The 22,430-nt window shown below is 65.4% G+C and carries 17 protein-coding genes and 1 pseudogene; 8 read left to right on the forward strand and 10 right to left on the reverse strand.

Going from position 1 to position 22,430, the window contains the following annotated elements; genetic code table 11:
* Positions 1–40: 40 nt before the first annotated feature.
* Positions 41–1,480, reverse strand: coding sequence for an ethanolamine permease (gene eat / locus AC1DFE_RS07350; RefSeq protein ID WP_476905241.1), 1,440 nt, complete (start codon positions 1,478–1,480; stop codon positions 41–43).
* A gap of 181 nt (positions 1,481–1,661) precedes the next feature.
* On the opposite strand from eat, the gene AC1DFE_RS07355 reads away from it, so the two are divergent.
* On the forward strand, positions 1,662–2,417 hold the full coding sequence (locus tag AC1DFE_RS07355; protein ID WP_476905242.1) for a FadR/GntR family transcriptional regulator: 756 nt from the start codon (positions 1,662–1,664) through the stop codon (positions 2,415–2,417).
* Positions 2,418–2,426: 9 nt separating this feature from the next.
* Here AC1DFE_RS07355 and AC1DFE_RS07360 read toward each other — a convergent pair whose 3' ends face one another.
* On the reverse strand, positions 2,427–3,209 hold the full coding sequence (locus AC1DFE_RS07360; protein ID WP_476905243.1) for a GntR family transcriptional regulator: 783 nt from the start codon (positions 3,207–3,209) through the stop codon (positions 2,427–2,429).
* A 380-nt stretch (positions 3,210–3,589) separates the two neighbouring features.
* Here AC1DFE_RS07360 and AC1DFE_RS07365 point away from each other — a divergent pair, with 380 nt between their 5' ends.
* Positions 3,590–3,958, forward strand: coding sequence for a hypothetical protein (locus AC1DFE_RS07365; protein ID WP_476905244.1), 369 nt, complete (start codon positions 3,590–3,592; stop codon positions 3,956–3,958).
* Between the two features lie 102 nt (positions 3,959–4,060).
* Here AC1DFE_RS07365 and xylB read toward each other — a convergent pair.
* Both xylB and AC1DFE_RS07375 read right to left on the reverse strand, forming a co-directional pair.
* A pseudogene (gene xylB, locus AC1DFE_RS07370) lies at positions 4,061–5,459 on the reverse strand (xylulokinase).
* Complete coding sequence (locus tag AC1DFE_RS07375) at positions 5,456–6,406, reverse strand: sugar-binding transcriptional regulator (protein ID WP_476905245.1); 951 nt, start codon at positions 6,404–6,406, stop codon at positions 5,456–5,458. Before AC1DFE_RS07375 ends, xylB begins: the two are co-directional and overlap by 4 nt.
* A 210-nt stretch (positions 6,407–6,616) precedes the next feature.
* Here AC1DFE_RS07375 and AC1DFE_RS07380 point away from each other — a divergent pair, with 210 nt between their 5' ends.
* From AC1DFE_RS07380 to AC1DFE_RS07400, 5 genes are read left to right on the forward strand one after another with little or no spacing between them, the layout of a single operon-like run.
* Complete coding sequence (locus AC1DFE_RS07380; RefSeq protein WP_476905246.1) at positions 6,617–7,963, forward strand: ABC transporter substrate-binding protein; 1,347 nt, start codon at positions 6,617–6,619, stop codon at positions 7,961–7,963.
* Positions 7,964–7,989: 26 nt separating this feature from the next.
* Positions 7,990–8,958 (forward strand): carbohydrate ABC transporter permease, encoded by a 969-nt coding sequence (locus AC1DFE_RS07385; RefSeq protein WP_476905247.1) that lies wholly within the window; start codon positions 7,990–7,992, stop codon positions 8,956–8,958.
* On the forward strand, positions 8,955–9,890 hold the full coding sequence (locus tag AC1DFE_RS07390; protein ID WP_476905248.1) for a carbohydrate ABC transporter permease: 936 nt from the start codon (positions 8,955–8,957) through the stop codon (positions 9,888–9,890). Before AC1DFE_RS07385 ends, AC1DFE_RS07390 begins: the two co-directional genes overlap by 4 nt.
* Positions 9,891–9,947: 57 nt before the next feature.
* Complete coding sequence (locus AC1DFE_RS07395) at positions 9,948–11,027, forward strand: NAD(P)-dependent alcohol dehydrogenase (protein ID WP_476905249.1); 1,080 nt, start codon at positions 9,948–9,950, stop codon at positions 11,025–11,027.
* A gap of 27 nt (positions 11,028–11,054) precedes the next feature.
* Positions 11,055–12,527: a mannitol dehydrogenase family protein gene (locus tag AC1DFE_RS07400; RefSeq protein WP_476905250.1), complete on the forward strand. Its 1,473-nt coding sequence runs from the start codon at positions 11,055–11,057 to the stop codon at positions 12,525–12,527.
* 104 nt (positions 12,528–12,631) lie between these two features.
* On the opposite strand, the gene AC1DFE_RS07405 is transcribed toward AC1DFE_RS07400, so the two are convergent.
* The 6 genes from AC1DFE_RS07405 to AC1DFE_RS07430 all read right to left on the reverse strand — a co-directional run bounded on the left by AC1DFE_RS07405 (position 12,632) and on the right by AC1DFE_RS07430 (position 21,747).
* Complete coding sequence (locus AC1DFE_RS07405; protein ID WP_476905251.1) at positions 12,632–13,591, reverse strand: 2-hydroxyacid dehydrogenase; 960 nt, start codon at positions 13,589–13,591, stop codon at positions 12,632–12,634.
* Entirely contained in the window at positions 13,588–14,787 is a 1,200-nt protein-coding gene (locus AC1DFE_RS07410) for a pyridoxal phosphate-dependent aminotransferase (protein WP_476905252.1), read from the reverse strand. The genes AC1DFE_RS07405 and AC1DFE_RS07410 overlap by 4 nt, the downstream gene beginning before the upstream one ends.
* 232 nt (positions 14,788–15,019) lie before the next feature.
* Entirely contained in the window at positions 15,020–16,279 is a 1,260-nt protein-coding gene (locus tag AC1DFE_RS07415) for a Wadjet anti-phage system protein JetD domain-containing protein (protein ID WP_476905253.1), read from the reverse strand.
* Positions 16,269–19,664: an ATP-binding protein gene (locus AC1DFE_RS07420; RefSeq protein ID WP_476905254.1), complete on the reverse strand. Its 3,396-nt coding sequence runs from the start codon at positions 19,662–19,664 to the stop codon at positions 16,269–16,271. Before AC1DFE_RS07420 ends, AC1DFE_RS07415 begins: the two co-directional genes overlap by 11 nt.
* On the reverse strand, positions 19,661–20,305 hold the full coding sequence (locus AC1DFE_RS07425) for a DUF4194 domain-containing protein (protein WP_476905255.1): 645 nt from the start codon (positions 20,303–20,305) through the stop codon (positions 19,661–19,663). The genes AC1DFE_RS07420 and AC1DFE_RS07425 overlap by 4 nt, the downstream gene beginning before the upstream one ends.
* The gene (locus AC1DFE_RS07430; RefSeq protein ID WP_476905256.1) at positions 20,302–21,747 is read right to left on the reverse strand and encodes a DUF3375 domain-containing protein; all 1,446 of its coding nucleotides are present in this window, start codon (positions 21,745–21,747) and stop codon (positions 20,302–20,304) included. Before AC1DFE_RS07430 ends, AC1DFE_RS07425 begins: the two co-directional genes overlap by 4 nt.
* Positions 21,748–21,990: 243 nt before the next feature.
* Here AC1DFE_RS07430 and AC1DFE_RS07435 point away from each other — a divergent pair, with 243 nt between their 5' ends.
* Positions 21,991–22,419 carry a YybH family protein gene (locus AC1DFE_RS07435; RefSeq protein WP_476905257.1) on the forward strand — a complete coding sequence of 143 codons (429 nt, stop codon included), beginning with the start codon at positions 21,991–21,993 and terminating at the stop codon, positions 22,417–22,419.
* The last annotated feature ends 11 nt before the right edge of the window (positions 22,420–22,430 follow it).

Genomic DNA, 22,430 nt, shown 5'->3' on the forward strand with positions numbered 1-22,430 from the left:
GTGATCAGTGCTCTCCGCCATGTTGGCCGGAGAGCGTGTTTCAGTTGCTCAGTTCGGCTTCCGCTGCCGCGAGCTGTGCAAATTCCTCTTCGGGCGCCCCTGCCACAATCCGGTGGCGACTGTAGAACCAGTAGTAAAGGAGTGCGGCGGCGAACACCGCGGCGGTGATGGATGCCGCCATGACGTCGACGACGAAGGTGGCGATGACGGCAACAGCAGCCAGAACCAGGGCGATGGTTGTGGTGACCGCACCTCCAGGGGTCCGGTATCCCCGGGGAAGGTCGGGTTCCTTGACCCGCAGGACAATGTGCGAAAGGTTCAGCAGCACGTAGGATACTGTCGCTCCGAAGACCGCGATATTGATGAGCAGGGCACCGTTGCCGGTGATGGCCGCAAGGAGGAATCCGAGGGCACCGGGGACGATGAGCGCCCAGTACGGGGTGCGCCTCTTGCCGGTCAATGACAACCACTTGGGAAGGTATCCGGCGCGGGACAGGGCGAAGAGCTGCCGGGAGTAGGCATAGATGATGGAGAAGAAGCTGGCCACCAGCCCCGCCAGGCCTGCATAGTTCACAAAGTCAGCGAGGACAGTATTACCCCCGTACGCCAGGCGGAGTGCTTCCGGAAGTGGATTATTGGAGACACCCATGGCCTCGGATCCGGCTGCGCCGGGAACCAGGACAAGCATCAGTGCTCCGAAGACCACGAGAATCACAACCGCCACGATGATGCCGCGGGGCATGTCCTTCTTGGGGTCCGCTGTCTCTTCGGCGGCCAGCGGAACACCTTCGACTGCCAGAAAAAACCAGATGGCGTATACGAGAGCTGCCACCACGCCGCCGATGCCCATGGGGAGGAAAGCAGTGGAGGTCGGGGAACCATCAGGCACGACATCGAAGAGGTTTGCCGCGTTGAAATGCGGTACGAGCCCGATGACGACGGCGGCCAATGCGATGACGGCGATTGCTGTGATCGCAAAAATCATTTTCAGCGCTTCGCCAACTCCGCGCAGATGGATTCCGACGAAGACAGCGAAGGTCACGAGATAGACGGGCCAGGAGTTGGTGAGGCCGAACAAGCCCAGGGCCTCAATGTAGCCGCCGATGAAGGTCGCGATGGCTGCGGGTGCGACGGCGTACTCGATGAGTACGGCTACGCCGGTGGCAAAGCCTCCAAGTGGGCCGAGCGCCCTGCGTGCGAAGCCGTAACCGGCACCCGTGGTCGGAAGCGCTGAGGACAGTTCGGCCAGTCCGAACACCATGCACGTGTACATGATGCCCATCAGAATGAAGGCAATGAGGAGTCCGCCCCAGCCGCCCTGGGCCAGGCCAAGGTTCCAGCCAGCGAAATCTCCTGAGATGACATAGGCGACGCCGAGGCCCGCCAGCAGGATCCAACCAGCCGCTCCACGTTTGAGTTGACGGTGATGGAGGTAGCCCTCGTCGTCGTTGACGGGGTGCTCCGGGGGACGTGATGACATGGGATTTCCCTTCTTTCAAGGGGCTTAATGGTCTGTAATTAGTCCAAAAGTCTTTAGCCAGTGTGGGGTACGTCACCGGACTTCGTCAATAGAACGCTGGTTTCTTGTAGAAATGGCTCCAGTTTTCGCCCGCTGCCCGGCAGTTCATAGGCATATTTTCAAACCAGACTAGGATGGAGTGATGGAAGAGGCATCACTTGAGGTCCCCACGAGGCTGATACGCCCGGTACGCCACGGAAACGCCTTCGAGGAAACCATCGAACGGCTGCTTCAGCACATCAAGCTGGGACTTTTTGGCGTAGGCCAGAAGTTGCCTGCCGAGCGGGAGCTCTCAGACTTGCTGGGCGTCTCGCGGACCACGCTGCGCGATGCCCTGGCGGAGCTTCAAAAAGCTGGATATGTGGAAGTTCGGCGCGGCAGGTCCGGCGGGACCTACGTCGCAGAACGCAGGCTCGCCGGGCGCGGGGGCTCAGCCGATCTTGATCCTGCTGAAGTGACCGACGTTCTCACCTTCCGTGCCGTGCTGGAACCGGCGGCTGCTTCTCTCGCAGCCAAAGCCGCCCTGTCTCCAAGGCAGCGCCGACATTTGCTGGATTCCCTGGCCGATGTTGCGGCGGCCCCAGTCGAGCTGTACAGGCCGAAGGATGCCCGGTTCCATGTGGCCATTGCAGAAGTGTGCGGATCGCCGAGCCTCGTCGCCGCCGTGGCGGATACCCGCGCCCGAGTCAGCGATCTTCTCGATCGCATCCCGTTCCTGGAACCCAACCTTGAGCATTCCAACCGGCAGCATCAGGAGATTGTCGACGCGATACTCCGCGGTGATGCGGAAGGCGCCTATCAGACCACGCTGGATCACCTGCAGGGAACGGCCTCGCTGCTTCATGGATTCCTGGTCTCGCCCGAGGACTCTTCGGCAGCAGCACCCGGCGCTCCCTGACCCCACCGCCTAGGACTGGAGTGACTGCATCACTGAGAGGTGCCCGGCGCGGTCGGCGATGAGGCACTTGGCCAGGTAGAAGGGCCGGTTCGCGTGCCGCACGTACTGCGTGAGCACGAGGACCGGGTCCGACGCGCGCAGGTCCAGCAGCTTGGCGCGGCTCGGGCCCACCTGGCTCAGGCTGATCTGGCACTCGCCCGGTCCCAGTCCCCGGCCCGCCGCCTTGTTGAGCGCCGTGAGCAAGGTGGTGCCGCCGTCGTCCTTTACCTCCAAAGGCGCCGCGGCGCCGCCGACGAAGCTGACGGGGAGGGCGGAGATGTTTTCCTGGAGGTGGGCGATGGGCTCGCCGTCGCGGCTCAGGACGGACTCCCAGAGCCAGACCTCGGTGCCCGGTTCGACGCCGACGCCCGGGGCGACGAATTCGGAGGCCGGCTGCTTTTCGACTTGGATGCGCTTGATCTGGACCTGGTGTCCGGATCCGCCGAGCACCTCCTCGAAGGGGCGGATGCGTTCGATGCCGATGCGGGGGAGGGTGTCGGAGACGAACCGGCCGACGCCGCGGCGGGCGCGGATGAGGCCGTCCTCCTCGAGCAGCATCAGGGCCTCGCGGACCACGGTGCGGCTGACCTTCATGTCTGTACCCAGCTCGGTCTCGGTGGGGAGCATGGAGCCGGGCCGCAGCAGACTGTTGCGGATGGCTTCGGCGATCCGTGAGTAGACGGCGACCCGGAGCGGTGAGCCGGGCTGGGCCTTAACCGGCTGGGACAGGAACCGGACGGCGTCGTCGTGCACGTTATGCCTCGCTTGCGTTTGGTTGGGGGAGTCCCAGCGTAGCAAGTGGTACGCGCTTGTTGGACAAGCCCCAATGGTAAAAGGGAAAGGCTGTGGCGAGACAACTCGACAGATAACGGGAGCTACTCATACGACGGCTTCCTCCGAAGCTACCGGCTCGCACGAACTGGTTCAGAGGCTCTGAGTTACGAGCCCTAGGGGGGGCCTGTGTGGCGGATAGCGGACCAAGCAATCTCCGCATCTCCTCAGCCAGCGGATTGGCTAGCGTCGCCACCAAGATCTATGGTCCATGACCCTAATCTCATCCGCACAATGCCACTAGTCATCGGGGGGCATCGTAATTTTCGTGATTATGGTGGGGGGGCGTTAGTATTCACGGAATGGGCGGAATCGACATCGATCCGCTAACCGAAATGGGGGAAACTGTGGCAGCTGATTTTAAACTTGGGGAGCTCAAAGGTCTTCTAAACCATTCGGTTCCTCTTTCTCGTCCGGCTGTTGCCGTTGCAATCGGAGTTCCGTTCGCTCTGGTGTTGATAGGTGCGGTTCTCTTCCTCGTCAACAATGACCTGGCAACCCCCATCTTAGTCTTCACTGCCTTAATTACTGCCGTACTGACTATTGCGAGCAAGCTCTGGACAGGAACCAGTGCAGAGCGCGCAAAACCGTTTTTTGATCTCCTAACAATTTCCAGCGCTTTGGCCTTCGCAATCACGACTGCCAGTGGGATTGTGATCAAGGTTCAATGAAGTATGAGGATGCGGTAAGTCTGTAGCTCATGTCCTAAAAGGACCCTTCGCATTTAGGCATGGCGGACTGTTTGAGCGACGAACTCGGAGACGAGCGGCAGCTCACACCCCGTAGAAGCTCTTGCGGGCCTCGGCATAGCGTTCCCGGACGCCGTAGCCCCAGCCGCCGTCGGGTTCGTGGGCAGCCTCGATGCTGCGCTTCCAGCCGGGAAGCTCACCGGTGGCTGCCCATGCGGCCTGTTTCGCTGCACCGAGCGCAACGTACTCCCTGCTTGCCGGCACCTCGACGGGCAGGTTGAAGATGCTTGCTGCTGCTTGGCGCAGGGCCTGCGATTTGGAGCCTCCGCCGATCAGGAGAATTTTGTCGGGGGTGCCGCCGGACTGCCGCAGGACGTCGATGGCATCGGCCAGTGAGTTCAGCACGCCCAGCACGGAGGCGCGGGCCAGATTCTCCGGGGTCATGTTGCTTCTGGTGAGGCCGTCCAGGCTTCCGGTTGCGTGGGGCAGGTTGGGGCTGCGCTCGCCGTCTAGGTAGAGAAGGAAGGTGAGGCCGCCGGCGTCGCTGCCAGCGTCCAGTGCCAGCGAATCCAGGCTTGCCAGGTCGACGTCGAGCATGGCTGCGGTCGCGGCCATGACCCGGCGGAATTCAGCATGGCCAGCAGGGGCAGGTGGCCGCCCGCTGCGTCCGCGAATCCTGCGACGGCGCCGGTAGGACCCGGCATGGGGGAGGGTGAGCTGGTGAAGACGGTTCCTGAGGTGCCGATCGAGACCACCACCTCGCCCGGGCGCAGCCCGAGGCCCAGAGCCGCTGCCGCGTTGTCCCCGGCGCCGGCGGCGAGGACGGCTCCGTCGATGCCCCAGCCGTTCTGTACCGTTCCGGCCGGCTCATTGGACGCCACCACGCGCGGAAGGCGCGGTACGCGTCCGAAGAAGCGTTCCAGCAGGTCGGTCCGGTAGCAGTTGGTGACGGGGGAGAAGTAGCCGGTGCCGGAGGCATCGCTCCGGTCCGTGGTGCATTCGCCACGCAAGGCTCCGTTGAGCCAGTCGTGGGGGAGGACCACCTGGTCCACGCGGCCCGCGCAGTCAGGTTTGTTCTGCGCCAGCCACGCCAGCTTGGAGATGGTGAAGGACGCGACGGGGACGAGGTTGACGGCGTCCACCCACGCTTCGGGCCCCAGTTCAGCCCGGAGCCGTGCCGCGTCCGCCGCACTGCGCGTGTCGTTCCACAGCAGGGCATCGTGGACGGGCGTCCCCGAACTGTCGAGGGCCACCATCCCGTGCTGCTGGGCGGCGATGCCGGCCGCCGCGACGGAACCGCCCAGCCGGTCGCGCCCGCCGCACGCCACGCCACCCGCAGCGCGGAGGTCCAGACGTGCGGGTCCACCGCGGTGAGGTCGGGGTGGGCCGCCGCACCAGTGGTAATCACCTCACGGCTTTGGGCGTCCACGGCAAGGACCTTGCAGGACTGCGTGGAGGAATCCACCCCGATGACTGTGCTCATTGACTCTTCTCCTCGTCGATCAGGTCAGTCAGGGCCTGGGCCAGCGGCGTATCGATGATCAGCGTGGTGACGAAGCCGGCCTTGGCCACGGCCAGCACGGCTTCAGCCCGCGCCTCACCCTGGGCCACGGCAACCACCTTCGGGGTCCGCTGCAGCTGCTTGATGGTGACGGCGATGATCTGCTCGTCCAGCCCCGATTCCACCGCAACGCCTTCTGCATTCAGCAGCCGCCCTGAGCATTCCCCGACGGCGCCGGCCTCCACCGCCGCCTGCCTCACCTCGGCGTCGGCCCGGTCCCAGATGGTGGAGGTGGCGGGCTTCCAGGCGCCGATCGCCACGACGGCCAGGTCGAGTGAGTCCGCCTTGGCCAGGGCCTCGGCGATCTCCGGCTGGCGGCGCAAGCCGGCCGCCGTCGTCGGATCTTCCACCACCAAGGGTGCCCACAGCGGCCAGGTGAGCCCCCCGCTCACATGTCCCAGCCGCTGGATCAGCTCGAGGGGATTGCTCTCGCCTTCTGTGGGGAGGGCACCGGCAAGCTGGACGATGTCGCACCGGGGAAGCTCCCGGACCAGCCGCGAGGCCACATCCAGGGTGCGGGACCAGGAGATGCCGATGGTTCCGCCGGCGGGTGCCTGCCGGGAGATTTCGACGGCGGCCGCCTTGGCCAGGATGCCGCGCGCCTGGATCACGTCCCCGGTGGTCTCCGCAACGATTACCTGGCCAATCCCCAGTGCGGACTCGATGCGCCGGATGTCAGCAGCGGAGACACGGGACGGGAAATGCACCTTGATTTCCACTATGCCCTTCTCGCGGGCCTCCATGAGCAGCCGGGCCACCTGGAACCGTGAGATCTCGTAGGTGGCGCCAATCTCCACCTTGGAACGGTTCTCCAGGTAGTACTCGCTGCTGATGCGCGCCAGAAGCTCTTCATGGGAGTGCTCCGTCATGCTGGTCACCTCTCGCACATCTGATCATTTGAGTATTGCCTCTTGCTCAAACGAGTATATATGACTAGAGTCACATGACAGATGAGCATTAATTAAAGCTCATATGAGCATACTCAACTGAGAACCGACCGGGCCGAGCGGCCCCTGGAGTCCGGGCCCATCACTTCGGGCCGGCCTCGTGTCCCGACTCTTGAGCACAAAGGAGTTCTTATGCGTCCCAACATGCGCGCCGCCTCGCTGGCCGCAGGTGCCCTGTGCATCGCCCTGTCCGCCTCGGCCTGCGCCGGTGCGGGTGGCGGTTCAGCCGCAGGTGACCCGAACACCATCAATGTCCTGATGGTGAACAACCCCCAGATGGAGGACCTGCAGCGGCTCACCGCGGATAACTTCACCAAGGAAACCGGCATCAAGGTCAACTACACCGTGCTGCCGGAGAACGACGTCCGGGCGAAGATCAGCCAGGAGTTCTCCAGCCAGGCCGGCCAGTACGATGTGGCTTCCCTGTCGAACTACGAGATCCCGTTCTTCTCGGCCAACGGCTGGCTGGCGCCTCTGGACAACGTGGCGAAGGATCCCGCGTTCAACCAGGACGACATTCTGCCCGCCTACACGGCGTCCCTCACCGGCAAGGACGGCAAGCTGTACGGTGAGCCGTTCTACGGTGAGTCCTCGTTCCTGATGTACCGCAAGGACACCCTCGAGGTCAAGGGCCTGACCATGCCGGAGAAGCCCACCTGGGATGAGGTCGCTGACATCGCCGCGAAGGTGGACGGCGCAGCGCCGGGGATGAAGGGCATCTGCCTGCGCGGCCAGCCGGGCTGGGGCCAGGTCTTCGCGCCGCTGACCACCGTGGTGAACACCTTCGGCGGGACCTGGTTCGACAAGGACTGGAACGCCCAGGTCAACGGCCCGGAATTCACCGCGGCCACCGAGTTCTACACCAAGCTGGTCCGCGAGCACGGCGAGGCCGGGGCCGCGCAGGCCGGGTTCACGGAGTGCCTGAACAACATGAGCCAGGGCAAGGTGGCCATGTGGTACGACGCCACCTCCGCCGCCGGCGCCCTTGAAGCCGAGGCATCACCGGTGAAGGGGAAGATCGGCTACGCCCAGGCGCCGGTGAAGAACACGAAGTCCTCCGGCTGGCTCTGGACCTGGTCCTGGGCCATGCAGGCCGCGTCGAAAAGGCAGGATGCCGCCGGGAAATTCATCGCCTGGGCCAGCTCGAAGGACTACGAGGAACTGGTCGCTTCCAAGCTTGGCTGGGCGAAGGTGCCGTCCGGCAAGCGCATCTCCACCTACGAGAACGCCGAGTTCCAGCAGGCGGCGCCGTTCTTCAAGGCCGAACGCTTCGCCATTGAGAACGCCGACCCGAAAAACCCCGGCGCCCAGCCGCGCCCCGCCGTCGGCATCCAGTTTGTCGGCATTCCCGAGTTCGCGGCCCTGGGCACGAACGTCTCCCAAGGGGTCAGTTCGGCCATCGCGGGCCAGGGCTCGGTGGCTGACGCGCTGGCCAAGGGCCAGGAAGCCGCCCAAAAAATCGGCAACAAGTACAAGTGACCACAACCGAACCGCAGGAGAATCCCATGACTACCGCAACGGCGCGCATCTCCCGCCCGGGACACCACGCAGCCACTCCTTCACGAAACGCCCGGTCGCGGGAACGCGCCCTGGCGTGGGCTCGGCGTGCACCGCTGCTGCCGGCACTGATCTTCCTCATCATCGTCACCCAGCTCCCGTTCGTGGTGACGCTGATCATCTCGTTCCTGAACTGGAACAGCCTCAGCCCGGACAAGACCGCCTTCGCCGGCCTGGAGAACTACGTCACGGTCCTCACGGACCCGGACCTGCGCCAGGCCATCTTCACCACCATCCTGCTCACGGTCTCGGTGGTCCTGTTCAGCCTGCTCATCGGCCTGGGACTGGCCCTGCTGCTGGACAAGAAGTTCATCGGCCGCGGACTGGCACGCACCCTGCTGATCGCACCGTTCCTGGTGGTCCCCGTGGCTGCGGCCCTGATCTGGAAGCACGCCCTCCTCAATCCCACGTACGGGCTGATCAACGGCATCCTGACCTGGGCCTGGTCACTCTTCGGCAGCGCCACACCGCCGCAACTGGACCTGCTCTCCCAGGCGCCCCTGATGGCGGTCATCGTGTCCCTGGTCTGGCAGTGGACCCCGTTCATGATGCTCATCCTGCTCGCAGGCCTGCAGTCACGTCCCATGGACACCGTGGAAGCGGCCCAGATGGACGGCGCCACGCCGTGGGGCATCTTCCGGCACCTCACGCTGCCGCACCTGCGCCAGTACCTGGAACTCGGCGGCCTGCTCGGAGCCATCTACATCGTGCAGAACTTCGACTCCGTCTTCACCCTTACCGCCGGCGGTCTGGGCACCGCCAACCTGCCCTACGCGATCTACCAGACGTTCTACTTCGCCAACGAATACGGCCTGGCCTCCGCCGCCGGCGTCGTGGTGGTCATCGGCACCATCATTGTGGCGACCTTCGCCCTCCGCACCGTTTTCTCGCTCTTCAAGAAGGAGGCAGCACGATGAGCACCCTCACCCCGGCCGCACCCCAAAGCACACCCTCGGGTCCCACCGCCCTGAACAGCGGCAGTCCCCGCCGCAGTTTCGAAAAGTCAAAGGCCAAGTCCCGGATGGACCCCACCCGGAACAACACCGCGGCCGGCGTCGCCGCCTGGCTGCTGGCCCTGCTCTTCGCCACACCGGTCCTGTGGATGATCCTGACCTCCTTCCACTCCGAGACGGACGCCGCCACGAACCCGCCCTCCATCGCGGCCAACCTCACCCTCGACGCGTACAAGGAGTTCTTCGGCGCGAGCTCCGGGGTGAGCCCGTGGCCGCCAATGATCAACTCGGCCACCGCCTCGATCCTCTCCACGGTCCTCGTCCTGGTCCTGGCCATTCCGGCCGCCTACGCGCTGTCGATCCGGCCGGTGAAGAAGTGGACGGACGTGATGTTCTTCTTCCTCTCCACCAAGATGATGCCAGTGGTGGCCGCGATACTGCCGCTCTACCTCTTCGCCCGGACCGTCGGCGCGCTGGACAACATCTGGTTCCTGATCCTGATGTACACCTCCATGAACCTCCCCATCGCGGTGTGGATGATGCGCTCCTTCCTCGCCGAGGTGCCCGAGGAAATGCTGGAAGCCGCCCAGATCGACGGCGCTGGGCTTCTCCTGACCCTTCGCAAGATCGTCGCCCCCGTGGCCATGCCCGGCATCGCCGCCACAGCGCTGATCTGCTTCATCTTCAGCTGGAACGAACTGCTCCTGGCCCGGGTCCTCACCGGCGTCGTCGCCGGCACCGCCCCGGTGTTCCTGACCGGCTTCGTCTCAGGCCAGGGCCTGTTCCTCGCCAAAGTCTGCGCGGCCGCCGTCGTGATCTCACTGCCCGTGCTGTTCGCCGGCTTCGCCGCCCAGGACAAACTCGTCCAGGGCCTCTCGCTCGGGGCAGTGAAATAACCAGCGCCGTCAAGTAGCCCCGCAAACCCTCATTCCGACTTCCAGAGGATTACTTCGATGACAACATCAACCGCGCAGTCCCCGGCCCCCGGCCAAGGTGAACAGCAAATACAGCCCGACCTGCCCGCCACCATGCGCGCCGCCGTCCTGAAACGGCAGGGCAGCATGGCCCTGGAGACGCAGCCCGTCCCGGACCTCGAGCCCGACCAGGTCCTGGTGCAGGTGGCCGCCGTCGGCGTCTGCGGCAGCGACGTCCACTACTACGAGCACGGCCGCATCGGCGACTACGTGGTGGACCACCCGCTGATCCTCGGCCACGAGCTCTCCGGCCGGATCGCCGCCGTCGGAAGCTCCGTCAGCCCGGAACGCATCGGCAAGCGCGTCGCCGTTGAACCCCAACGCCCCTGCCGCACGTGCAAGCAGTGCAAAGCAGGCCGTTACAACCTTTGCCCGGACATCGATTTCTACGCGACGCCGCCGGTCGACGGTGCCTTCGCCGAATACGTGGCCATCCAGAGCGACTTCGCCTACGACATCCCGGACAGCGTCAGCGACGAAGCCGCCGCCCTCATCGAACCGCTGTCCGTCGGGCTCTGGGCCTGCGAACGCGCCGGCATCCGCCCCGGCAGCCGGGTGCTGATCGCCGGTGCAGGACCGATCGGCATCATCGCCGCCCAGGCCGCCCGCGCTTTCGGCGCAACGGAAATTTACATCAGCGACATCGCCGAGGACCGCCTGGCCTTCGCCTTGGAACACGGCGCAACCCATGCGCTCAACGCGAAGACGGACACCGTGGAAGGGCTCGACGTCGACTCCTTCATTGACGCTTCCGGCGCACCGCAGGCGGTCCGTTCCGGCATCAAAGCCGTGGGCCCTGCCGGCCGGGTGATCCTCGTGGGGCTCGGGGCGGACGACGTCGAACTCCCCGTCTCGTTCATCCAGAACCGGGAGATCTGGCTCTCCGGCGTCTTCCGCTACACCAACACCTGGCCGCTGGCGATCCAGCTCATCGCCGACGGAAAAGTCGACCTGGACATCCTCGTCACCGGCAAGTTCACCCTCGCCGAATCAGAGCAAGCACTCAAAGCCGGCAGGCAGCCCGGCCAGCTCAAAGCCGTCGTCTACCCGGGCCGCTGACATCCCGCCCCGCGAAAGGAACAACACATGGAACAGCTCAGCAACGCGACACTGACGGCCCTCCCGGATACCTTGAGCACACCGTCCTACGCCCGCTCGGCCTTGACGGCGGGGATCGTGCACTTCGGCGTCGGCGGCTTCCACCGCGCGCACCAGGCCATGTACCTGGACCGGCTGATGAACGCGGGCCTCGCCCACGACTGGGCCATCTGCGGAGTGGGCGTCCTGCCCGGCGATGCCCGCATGAAGCAGGTCATGGACAAGCAGGACTGCCTGTACACGCTTGTTGTGAAAAACACCGACGGCACCCGCGAAGGGCGTGTCATCGGCTCGATCATCGAGTACCTCTTCGCCCCGGACGACCCGGAAGCCGTCATCGAGAAAATGGCGTCCGACGCCGTCCGGATCGTTTCGCTGACCGTGACGGAAGGCGGGTACAACTTCCACCACGTCACCGGCGACTTCGACGCGGGGAACCCCGACGTGGTCCACGACCTCCAGCCGGAAGCCGCGCCGCGCACAACCTTCGGTCTGGTCACCGAAGCCCTGCGCCGCCGTCGTGAACGGGGCCTGGAACCCTTCACGGTGATGTCCTGCGACAACATCCAGGGCAACGGCGATGTGGCGCGTGAGATGTTCACGGCCTTTGCTTCGCTTAAGGATCCGGCTCTGGGCGCCTGGGTCACGGAGAACGTGCCCTTCCCCAACAGCATGGTGGACCGGATCACTCCCGTCACCACCGACGAGGACCGCAAGGCAATCGCCGAGGAATTCGGTGTGGAGGACGGATGGCCGGTGGTCTGCGAACCGTTCGAACAGTGGGTGCTCGAGGACCACTTCAGCCTGGGGCGGCCGCCGTTCGAAAAGGCCGGCGTGCAGCTGGTGGAGGACGTGGAGCCGTACGAACTGATGAAGCTGCGGCTGCTCAACGCGAGCCACCAGGGCATGTGCTACTTCGGCTACCTCGCCGGCTACCGCTACGCGCACGAGGTGGCGCAGGACCCGCTGTTTGCGCAGTTCCTGCTGGACTATATGGACAAGGAAGCAACCCCGACGCTGCAGCCCGTTCCCGGCATCGACCTCGACGCCTACAAGCGCACGCTGATCGAGCGCTTCTCCAACGAATACGTGCGCGACACCCTGGCCCGGCTCTGCGCCGAGAGCTCCGACCGGATCCCGAAGTGGCTGCTGCCGGTAGTCCGCACCAACCTTGAGAACGGGGGAGAGGTTCGTCGGTCAGCGGCCATCGTGGCGAGCTGGGCACGGTATGCCGAAGGAACTGACGAGCAGGGTGAGCCGATTGAGGTGGTGGACCGGCTGAAAGACTCCCTCATGGATGCCGCGGCACGTCAGCGGCAGGACCCGCTGTCCTTCATTTCAAACCGGGAAGTCTTTGGTGACCTCATCGATGACGAGTGCTTTGTCGCAGCTTACTCAGAAGCCCTGGCCAGCCTGCACGACCGTGGCGCCACGGAGACGCTTCGCGGGCTGGAAGCGTAAGCGGGTTCCCGGCCGCCGGCTGCCGAACCCGCCCCAGGAAACGGAAACGGCCGCAGGACACCCGAATTTGCGTGTCCTGCGGCCGTTTCTGCGTCCGTCGCCGCCTAATTGATCGGTGCAGGCGGCTGTTCGCCGCTGAGCACGGCGAGGGCGTTGTCCGCGGCGAGCATCGCCATCGCGGTGCGCGTCTCCACCGTGGCGGAGCCCAGATGCGGCAGGAGTACCACGTTCTCGAGCTCGAGCAACTCAGGGTGCACGCGGGGCTCGTGCTCATAGACGTCGAGCCCGGCACCCGCGATCCGTCCCTCGTAAAGCGCCGACGCCAGCGCCGCTTCGTCGACGATCGGTCCGCGCGCGGTGTTGACGAGGTACACCGAGCTCTTCATCGCCGCGAGCTGTTCGGCGCCGATTAGATGATGCGTGGCGGGTCCGTAGGGGCAGTGCAGCGAGACGACGTCGGACACGGCCAGCAGCTCGTCGAGGTCGACCCGCCGGGCGCCCAGCTCGGCGGCGATCCCGGGATCGATCTCGCTGCGGGACTGGTAGACGATGTCCATGCCGAAGGCCTTGGCCCGGCGGGCGGTCGCCTGGCCGATGCCGCCCATGCCGACGACGCCTAGGGTCTTGCCCTGCAGGCTGCTGCCGAGCAGGAAGAACATGCCCCACTTCCAGGCCTGGCCGGCGCGGATGAGCCGTTCCCCTTCGCCGAGCCGGCGGGTTGCCATGAGGATGAGCCCGAACGCGATGTCGGCTGTGGCGTCCGTGAGCACGCCGGGGGTGTTGGTGGCGACCACACCGCGTTCGGTGCAGGCCGGCACGTCGATGTTGTCATAGCCGACGGCGACGTTCGCGACGACCTTGAGCTGCGGGCCCGCGGCGTCGAGCAGTTCGCCGTCGACGCGCTCGGTGAGCAGGCTCACGATCGCATCGGCGCCGGCGACGCGGCGCAGGAGCTCCTCGCGGCTGATGGACTCCGGACCGTCCCAGGCATCGACCTCGTGCTCGGCGCGGAGCTTCTCGATTGCGGTTTCGGGTACGCGTCCCGTGACGACGACCCGGCTCATGCTGTGACGATCCAGTCGCGCAGGCGGCCCAGGCCCTCGCGGATGGCTTCCGCCTCGATGCCCGAGTAGGCGAGCCGGATGTACTGCCGGTCCTCACCGGGCAACCGCCGGCCGAAGTGCTCACGCGTGCAGAAGGAGACGCCGGTCTTGTACAGGGCGTCGGAGGCGAAGTCGCCGACTGCCGTGTAGCCCATGCGCTCCATGACTTCGGTGACGTCGGGGAACAGGTAGAACGTCGATTGCGGTACGGCGACGTGCATGCCGGGGATGGAATTGACGAGCTCGCACGCGATGTCGCGGCGCGTTTGCAGGGTGTCCAGCATCTGCTGCACGGAATCCTGGGGACCGCGGAGCGCTTCGACGCCGGCCCACTGCACGTAGTGGGTGGTGCAGGACTCGTCGTTGGTGTTCAGCGTGCTGAGCACCTGGGCGATCTCACGCGGGGCGACGGCGCAGCCCAGGCGTGAGCCGGTCATGGCGAACTTCTTGCTGAACGTGTAAAGGATGACAGTGCGCTCGGCCATGCCGGGAATCGATGTGATCGAGCTCGAGACTCCTTCATAGCGGGTCTCGAAGTAGGCCTCGTCGGAGAGTACCCAGAGGTCGTGTTCGATCGCGAGCTGTGCGATGGCCTCGCGCTCGGCTGCGGTCGACTCGGCCGAGATGGGGTTCTGCAGGTCGTTGTAGATGATTGCGACGGTGTTCGGGGTGATCGAGGCGCGGATCTGCTCGAGGTCGATCGCGAAGCCCGTGCTCGTGGGTACATAGCGGTACGGCACCGCCGTACCGCCGAGGTACTCGATCTGCGATTCGTAGATAGGGAAGCCTGGGTTGGGGTAGAGCACTTCCTGGCCGGGGTTCATGACGGCCTGGAGGAACTTCGTGATCACGGGCTTGCCGCCTGTCATCACCACCACGTTCTCGGGGGAGAATTCGATGCCGCGGCGCGAGCCGATGTCGTCGGCAAGGGCTTCGCGCAGCTGCGGGATGCCGGGGCCGGGGCAGTAGCCCGTGTACCCGTCGGCGATCGCCCGGTTCATCGCTTCCACGATGTTCGGGGCGGTGGGGATGTTGATGTCGCCGAGATGGAAGGGGTACACCAGGTTCCCCTTAGCCTTCCAAGCGGCGGCGGCTTGGGCGACGCTGAAGGCGGTTTCGGTGCCCAGGCGTTCAAGCCGGTACGCGAGTTGCTGCATGCTGTTCCACTCCTCATCGAGTTGACGATCGATCCTGCGGCGGATTCAAATCTGGATAGCTGACATATCAGACCACGGCATGTGATACCACGCTTTTCCATGTCTCATATATCACTAATGTATCAGAGGGGTTTGAATGTCGTCACGCATCGATTGCGGACGTCGTGGGATGGGAGGTAGCGGAGAGCCGGTCAGGCCACCGGTTGTAGGCGTCTGGTTTCACGAAGCACCGTCACTGCAGCCTCTCCATGGCCCAGTCCCAGCCGATCAGCTCCTGTTCGAGGCGGATGGCTGATCCGTACTTGCCGTTGCCCAGCGCTTCGTAAAGCGCGGACTCGTCTGCAGTGAGTCTGGTCAGGGCAGCCCTGGACGGCGACGGCTCCTGTCCCCAGGCATCGCGGTGGGCGAGCAGCGTTTCTTCGTCCATCAGCACACTTTCCACGTTGGGGTGCACTGCGCGGAGCTGGTCCAGGATCCGGAAACCGTGGGTGTCGATGTCGCCCCAGTAGAGGACCTCGCACTGGAGGAGCCAGCTTGCGTCCCGCAGGGAAGAGAAGCCATAGCCGGCCCCATATAGCGCCAGCGTTCCTGGACGCTCCGGCAGCGCGAGAAAGTTAACCTGGTTCTCCGTCGCAACCACAGTGTGCACTGGCAACTGCATGCTGCTGAACGCTTCAGCGGTGACTGTGATGTCCCGGGCGTCGCCAAGACTAGGAATTTCAGGGTCGAGGATACGAAACCGGACGAGCTCAGGCGGATGCAGGAAACCGTGTCGGCGGGCAAAGCGCGCCGCCGGAGTACGGCCCGCACCGTCATCCAGGGCAACGTCCGGCTCGGCAGCTTCGACGGGGGCTTCCGCGGAACCTGCGGCTTCGGCGAAGAGCTCACCAACATCGGAATCGGAACCGGGTGCAGTGATAGCGGCGAGCAGCTGATCAATGACCTGCCGGTGGCGCTCAATGAACTTCGTGTGCACGCCAGGCAGTCCCAGCTGCCGGACGTAGATTCCCGGCGCAGGATTGTCCCGAAGCCACAACGCCACCCTCGCAGCCGAGAGAACGTCGTCGTCCAGCTCGAGCAGCTTCAGCGGCCGCCGTGCCGCCCAAGCGCCGAACAGCGGATCCAGCTCGCCAAGACCAGCAGTCAGCTCCCGGAACCGCGCCGCCTCCCGGGACTTGCCCACAAACCCGATCTCGTCCTCCACGGTGGTGAACACCACCGCGGCCGGAATCCGGTTGGAGCCCACTGTTCGGCGCCCCACGTCAACGGTTTCCAACGTGTATGGGCCCGCCCCGGCGAACAGCTCAGCCGCCCACCGCTGGGCCGCAGCGTAATCGCTCAACAGGGCTGCCGCCGTCGGACGTTTCAGTGGACGGCGGCGCGGATACGCGCCCGACGGTTCCAGCAGCTCGCGCAGCAGCGCACCGCTGTTCCACGCCCTCAGTGACTGCGCCCGCAGCCCCGCCACCGTGGTCCAGGACTCAGCCGGCACGCCGGTCCCGTTCGTCCCGGTATTCCTGGATGGTCATGTTGCGCAGCTGCGAGTCGTCGCCGTTGGTGTTCGCCACGAAACCCACGTGCGAGACGAACGGCTCGATCACGTGGATCTTCTGCAGCGGCGTGACGATCAGCAGCTGCAGCTTCATCCGCTGGAACAGCTGCAGCCCGTACCGGGCAGACTCGTCGGACCCGCGGCCGAACGCCTCGTCGATCACCACGAACCGGAAACTCCGGCCGCTTTTCGCATTGTTGGAAGCGTTGTTTCCAGACCCCAGCCCGAACTGGAACGCCAGCGCCGCCGCGAGGATGGTGTACGCCAGCTTCTCCTTCTGGCCGCCTGACTTGCCGCCCGAGTCCGTGAAGTGCTCGAACTCCTCACCGGTCTCGGTCCACTTCTCCGACGCCGAGAACGTGAACCAGTTCCGCACGTCCGTGACCTTCGCTGTCCACCGCTCGTCCAGCGTGGTCAGTCCCTCGCGGCCGCGGAAGCGCTCGATCAGCCGCTCCACCTGCAGGTACTTCTGCTCCGAGTACTGGTCCTCGTCGCCGATGGTCCCCTCCGAGCACGCCCGCAGATCCACGCCGAACTCGCGCACGTCCTGGTCCGACGTGTTCTGGTGCTCCAGCTGGATGTGCCGGCCCGGGTTGTACTCGATCCCGGCCAGCGACTGGTTGATCTCGCCGATCCGGTTCACGATGTCCTGCCGCCGGCTGTCCAGGAACGCGTTGAACGCCACCACCTCGTGGATGGTGTTCTGGTTCAGTGACTCCTTGAAGTGCGCCTCGAACCGCGGGAGGTCGTTGCTGACCAGCTGCTCCAGCAGCCGGTTGTAGTCCGGGGCGGCCTCCAGCGCGGCGTCGATGTCCGTGGTTTCGTTCGGGTACCTGTTGCGGAAGTCCGCCATCAGCCGGACGGTGCCCTCCGCCGCCCGGGCGATCCGCTTGGACAGCGCGTCTATGGTGTCCGTCAGCCCCGACCGGACGGCGCTTTCCGCCGTGCCGGTGTTCTTGTACGTCAGCGTCTTGTCCCGGAGCGCCGCTTCGGTGAGATGTTCGACGGCGGCCAGCACCGCGCCGTCGTCCGTCAGGGGAGTCTCGGCGAGAATGCCGCGGCATTCCTCAATCGCCTCGGCGATGTCCCGGGCGTCCTTCTCGTTGGCGCCCAGCCGCTCGCGCAGCTTGCCGGCCCGTTCCTCCAGCCGCTCTAGCTGGTTGGTGACGGCGGATTCCTTGGCGGTCAGTTGCTTCAGCACGTCGCTGGCCGTCTCCAGCTCAACCTTCTCGGCCTTGAGCTCCTCGATCCGCCGGGCCGTGAGTTGCCAGCTGATCTCGCCGAAGTCCGCCACCGAACGGACCGTGCCCAACTGCTGGTTCTGCCGGCCCAGCGCGCCGAGGTTCTGGTTCACCTTGGCCAGTTGCGCTTCAGTGACCTTCAACTGGCCCCTGACCTCGTCCTGCTCGGCGAGGAAGCGGCCGATCTTGTCGTGGTTGTCCCAGCCGAGCACATAGTTGCGGCGGTCCGTGAGCTCGCGCCGGTCGTCCTTCTCGTGCCGGCCGCGGCCGCCCTTGAGCTGCCCGTTGACGGTGAGCGCCTTGGGGTAGCGGCGGAAGTCCTCGAGGGTGTCGCAGCAGTAATGGTCGAACCGGGTGGCGAGCTCGTCCAGCAGGAAGTTGCGGAACAGCGTGCCCGGCTTGATGGCGATCTTCGCGGCCAGCGTCCCTTCGCCTGCCGCCCTGGCCGCGGGGGATTCGCTGATCCGCAGGTAGACCAGCCGGCCTTTCAGGTTGTTGGCATCCACCCAGCTGCTCACGGCCGCGTAGTGTTCGGCCGGCACCAGCAGGGACAGCGCGAAGCCGTGCAGGGTGCGTTCGGCCGCACCCTCCCAGGCGCCCTCGCCGTCGCGGACCCGCAGCAGTTCGCCGGCATACGGCAGCGCCGCTTCCGCGATGCCCGTTCCGTCGCACAGCCGACGGCGGAGCTCCAGTTGGGCGATTGGCAGCAGGTTGGGGCGGGACTGCAGGCTGCGCAGTTCGTTGCCGATCTCGGTCAGCCGCGCGTTGAGTTCGGTGCGGGTGATGGTCAGCTGTGTCCGCGCATCCTGCAGCTCATCGGACTGTTCGCCGAGCTGCGTTTCGACGTCGCCGAGCCTTGCCCGGTTGCCGTCGAAGAGCACCCGGTCCTCGGGCGGCCGCAGCCCCAGGTCCTTCGCGGCCTCCGCGTAAGTGTCGAAGCGCTGCCGCTGGGTCCTTGATTCGACGACGAGCCTGGCGATGTCGGCGTCGATGGCCGCCAGCCGGCCGCCTCCGTTGGTTCTAATGTCCTCCTTGATCGCGTCCAGCTCGTGCTTCTTCCCGGCGACTTCCGTGCGCAGCTTGGTGCTGTCTTCCTGCAGCCGCTCGCCGGTGCGCTCCAGTTCGCTCTGGTGCTCGAGGCTCAGCTGCAGCTTCCGGTCCGTGAACCAGGGGTGCAGCTGGTCGCGCTGCTGCCGGGCCAGCTCGTCCTCGCGGCTCAGCTTCGCGTGCTGGGCAGCGCCCTCCGTGATGGGCGTCAGCAGGGCGATCTGGTCCTTGGCCCGGAGCACGGCGTCGTGGGCCTTTTTCAGGTCGTCGAAGTGGTGGATGAGGTTGCCGATGCGCTCGCCGACGTTGTCCTCCTCCAGCATGTTGGTCCGCACGAAGGAGGTGATGTTCTCCACCTGCTTCATGGACACCGTGCGGTGGAACAGCTCCATGGCCTGGTTGCCGCTGATGCCGAACTGCCGCTTGAAGGCCGCGGCGTAGGGATCGAAGGTGTCGTGGACGGCGGCGCCCGCAGCGCGGAGCTTCTTCTTCAGCTTGGCGGGGTCCTGGCCGAAGTTGGAGAAGTCGGCCGCGATGGACTGGTCCGCCTCGGCGAGCGAGTAGAAGCGGCTGGGCTGGCCCGCCTCCTGCGTGGCCCAGAGCGTGATGGCCAGCGTGACCGACTTGCCCAGCACCGCATTGTGGAAGACGGCGAGCACCACGGTCAGCGCGCCTGTGCTGCGCAGCGCCACGGGCTTAGAGTACTCGCCGCCGGTGCTGCGCGTGCTCTTGTGGAAGCCGCGCACGTACGACATCAGCGAGCGTTCCTTCTTCTGCGCGCCGGCCGCCTTGTTGTACTCGATCTTGTTGGCGGGCAGCAGCAGCGTGGTGATCGCGTCCACCACCGTCGACTTGCCCGAGCCGATGTCGCCGGTGAGCAGGCTGTTGGCGCCGTCCAGCCGGAACGTACGCACGCCCTGGTGGAACGTGCCCCAGTTGAGCAGCTCCAGACGGTGCAGCCGGAAGCCCGGGGGAGTCCCGCCGTCGTCCGTCTTTTCCTCCAGGCTGAACAGGGTGTCCTGCAGTTCGGCTGTCACTTGCTGTCCTCCTCAGCAGCTTTGGTAGCCCCGGCTCCGGTGAGCGTCGCACGGTAGTCCGCCAGCCGCGCGTCGAACTCCTCCAGCCACTGGGCGTCCACGAACGCCTTGAGGATGCGGGCCACCTCGTACGTGCCGGGCTGGCCGCGGAGTTTGCGCAGGAAGCCGAGGTCCACCACCTTCCTGATGTCGGTGGCGAGCCGGTCCATGATCCGGGCCTCGTTGCTGGACTCGGGCAGGAAGACGGCCACCATGTCCGCAATGTCCTGCTCGGTCATGATGAGCCGGAGCTCGCTGCTGTTGGTGTCGAACTCCAGCATGCGGCCGCGCAGGAGGGCCAGCAGCAGGCTGACGTTGAAGGTCAGCTGGCGCCGCGGGATCAGCCGGGGGAGCGTGCCGTCCGGGTCCTCGCGCGACTTCAGGAACGCGTAGCCCTCGGACTCGTCCAGGATCAGGTCCAGCCCCAGCACGGAAACGTAGTCGCGGACCTGGGAGGACAGGCCCAGCAGCGACTGCCAGAGCTTCTCGTCCCCCTCGGCGTACAGCACGCCTTTGAAGAGGCGGGTGACGACGCCGGGAAGTTCCTCGGGCGTGCGGCTTTCCGTTTCCGTGGTGGCTGGGGAATTCGCTGCCGGATTCATGCGGGCCTTCCGAAGATGATCTGTTCGAGGGTGGCTTCGCGGATGCTGCCGTCTTCCAGTTGCCACGCTATTCGCTGCTCGGCGTCCGGGTTGATGATGGCCCAGTCCGACTCCGTGGCCAGCTGGTAGTAGGCCACGATCTCCGCGAGCCCCTGTTCGACGGGGTGCTTCTTTGTGACATCGGCCAGGGTGGCCTGCTCCGCCCCTTCTGCCAGGACGGCGTCGATGTTCGCCCTGAGGCGTTCCTTGTCCACGTGGAACTGGCTGAAGAGGGCGCCGGCGTCCACGTCGGCGTCGTCGGCGGTTTCGATCTGGTCCTCCACCATGACCCGTCGGCTCGGCTCATACAGTGGGCGTTCGAACGGGAGGGTGATGTCCACCGTTGGTGCGGCGATGGCGATGAAGTCCCCTGTTGGGGGCTGTTCCCTTGTTGCGAGGGCGCCGGATTCGACGCTGCGGATGAGCTGCATGATGCGCTTGTTCTCCAGGAACACCTTGTCATCGAGCAGCCGGCGCATCTGCTGGGACAGCTGGCGGACGGTGCCCTGGGTCTGCTCGACGGCGGGCAGCCAGTCCTGGTGCAGGTTGGTGACGGTGTGGAGGTTGTCGGTTTGCGCCAGGGCCTCGATCTGGGTGGCGCGCTGGAGGAGTTCCTGCAGTTTCCTCCGCGACTCCGGCGACATGAGGTAGTCCCAGAAGCCCTGGAACGTCCGGCCCTGCAGGGAGCTGCTGATGTCCTGCTGGTTGGCGAAGATCGATTCCAGCAGCTCGCCCTGGGTGCCGTCCCACGTGGCGATCTGCTCGCGGACCTGGCGGTCCAGCTTGCGGAAGTTCTGTTCGACCTCGCGGAAGTCGCTCAGCAGATCTTTGGCCAGGGCCTGCAGCTGCTGGAAATGGTCCAGGGCCTCGGGCGCCGTCATGACGCGGATGTTGCCGTCACGGATGCGCTGCATCTCGGCGTCGATGCTGTCTCTCTGTTTTTGGAGTTCCTCGAGCCGTTTTTCCGGGTCCGTTTCCGACTGCTGTACCAGGCGCTCGAGGACGGCGAAGATGCTGGTGAGCCGCGACTGGGTGGCCACGAAGTCCCGCCCGCGCAGGCTTTCCACCCAGCGGACCACGTCCTCGGCCGCTGCGGTGAGGTCGTAGCGCGGCTCGTCCTGGCCCTGGATGTAGTACTTCCGCAGCCAGGCTCTTTCGGGGGCGGCCCAGTCGTCCAGGTACTCGGCTGCCTGGCGGGGGAACTTGTCCTCGCCGTAGGCATCCCGCAGGCCGAAGAGCACGTCGTCGAGGCTGTCGATGAGCTGCTGCCGGCCGAGGTTTCTTTGGTTGGGCCCGGTGAAGGCCGCCATGAAGAACGAGACGGCGAGCGGGGCGTTCTGGGCGCGCAGCAGGGACCAGCCTGCATGGTTCTCACGCAGCGCGTTGATTGCGTAGTAATCCATCCGGTCCCTCGGTGTTCCGCGGCTCATTTCCCGTCAGTTCACTCTAAAGGTCGCCGCGCCATCCGAAGAAGCAACGCGGGGTCACTTACCGCCCAATTAAGGCCCCTCATTAGGCGCTAAGTGACCCCGCGTTGCAGTAGAGGTGAGCCGAAAAGCCCACCAACGAGGAGGCGCTATCCGGGACCGTGGGGCGCATACTGGGCTCAGCGCCAGATGGCGCGGCCCGTGGGGATGGTGAGGGTGATGGTTGATTCAAACTTTGATGGCGTGGTGGAGCGTCTGCGCTCCGGGCTTGCCGAAATCCTGAAGGGGGATCCTGCGCCCTGTCAGGCGCTGTTCGCCAAGAACGACGAGGTCACGCTGGCCAATCCTTTCGGCGGCGTTTCCCGGGGGTGGGACGACGTCGCGGCAAGCATCGCCAAGGCAGCGGCGATTTACCGTGACGGTGAGGTGGTGTCCATGGAAAACCAGGCCACCGCCGTCGTTGGTGACCTTGCCTACGTGGTGCTGATCGAGCGGTTCAGGGTTCGCGTTGCGGGACGGGCCGATCTGGACGACGTGGCCCTCCGCACGACGAACATCTACCGGCGGGAGGGCAACGAATGGCTGATTGTCCACCGCCAGGCAGATCCCCGGGTTGGTGAACAGACGCCCGAGTCGGTAGTCCAGTAGGGCGTGTCCCG

The organism is Arthrobacter sp. 05T423 (assembly GCF_056396245.1).